The sequence below is a fragment of the Streptomyces sp. 4F14 genome, from assembly GCF_048159485.1.
GTDB lineage: Bacteria > Actinomycetota > Actinomycetes > Streptomycetales > Streptomycetaceae > Streptomyces.
Window position 1 is genome coordinate 1 of the sequence record NZ_JBLRVY010000075.1, and the last position, 1,347, is coordinate 1,347.

The window sequence follows — 1,347 nt, forward strand, 5'->3', positions numbered from 1 at the left end:
CTGAGACCTGATGCCGAGCCGATTGTGGTGAAGTGGATGATCCTATGCTGTCGAGAAAAGCCTCTAGCGAGTTTCATGGCGGCCCGTACCCTAAACCGACTCAGGTGGTCTGGTAGAGAATACCGAGGCGTTCGGGTGAACTATGGTTAAGGAACTCGGCAAAATGCCCCCGTAACTTCGGGAGAAGGGGGGCCACGTCTGGTGATAGCACTTGCTGCTTGAGCTGGGGGTGGCCGCAGAGACCAGCGAGAAGCGACTGTTTACTAAAAACACAGGTCCGTGCGAAGCCGTAAGGCGATGTATACGGACTGACGCCTGCCCGGTGCTGGAACGTTAAGGGGACCGGTTAGTCACATTTCGGTGTGGCGAAGCTGAGAACTTAAGCGCCAGTAAACGGCGGTGGTAACTATAACCATCCTAAGGTAGCGAAATTCCTTGTCGGGTAAGTTCCGACCTGCACGAATGGCGTAACGACTTCTCGACTGTCTCAACCATAGGCCCGGTGAAATTGCACTACGAGTAAAGATGCTCGTTTCGCGCAGCAGGACGGAAAGACCCCGGGACCTTTACTACAGTTTGATATTGGTGTTCGGTTCGGCTTGTGTAGGATAGCTGGGAGACTGTGAAAGCCATACGCCAGTATGGTGGGAGTCGTCGTTGAAATACCAGTCTGGTCGTGCTGGATGTCTAACCTGGGTCCGTGATCCGGATCAGGGACAGTGTCTGATGGGTAGTTTAACTGGGGCGGTTGCCTCCTAAAGGGTAACGGAGGCGCCCAAAGGTTCCCTCAGCCTGGTTGGTAATCAGGTGTTGAGTGTAAGTGCACAAGGGAGCTTGACTGTGAGACCGACGGGTCGAGCAGGGACGAAAGTCGGGACTAGTGATCCGGCGGTGGCTTGTGGAAGCGCCGTCGCTCAACGGATAAAAGGTACCCCGGGGATAACAGGCTGATCTTCCCCAAGAGTCCATATCGACGGGATGGTTTGGCACCTCGATGTCGGCTCGTCGCATCCTGGGGCTGGAGTCGGTCCCAAGGGTTGGGCTGTTCGCCCATTAAAGCGGTACGCGAGCTGGGTTTAGAACGTCGTGAGACAGTTCGGTCCCTATCCGCTGCGCGCGCAGGAACATTGAGAAGGGCTGTCCCTAGTACGAGAGGACCGGGACGGACGAACCTCTGGTGTGCCAGTTGTTCTGCCAAGGGCATGGCTGGTTGGCTACGTTCGGGAGGGATAACCGCTGAAAGCATCTAAGCGGGAAGCCTGCTTCGAGATGAGTGTTCCCACCTCCTTGAGAGGGTAAGGCTCCCAGTAGACGACTGGGTTGATAGGCCAGATCTGGAAGCCCTGT

General features: G+C 56.0%; 1 rRNA gene. It reads left to right on the forward strand.

Annotated features, from left to right (window positions below):
• Positions 1–1,347 (forward strand): 23S ribosomal RNA (locus ACLZOT_RS49655); the annotation flags it as partial.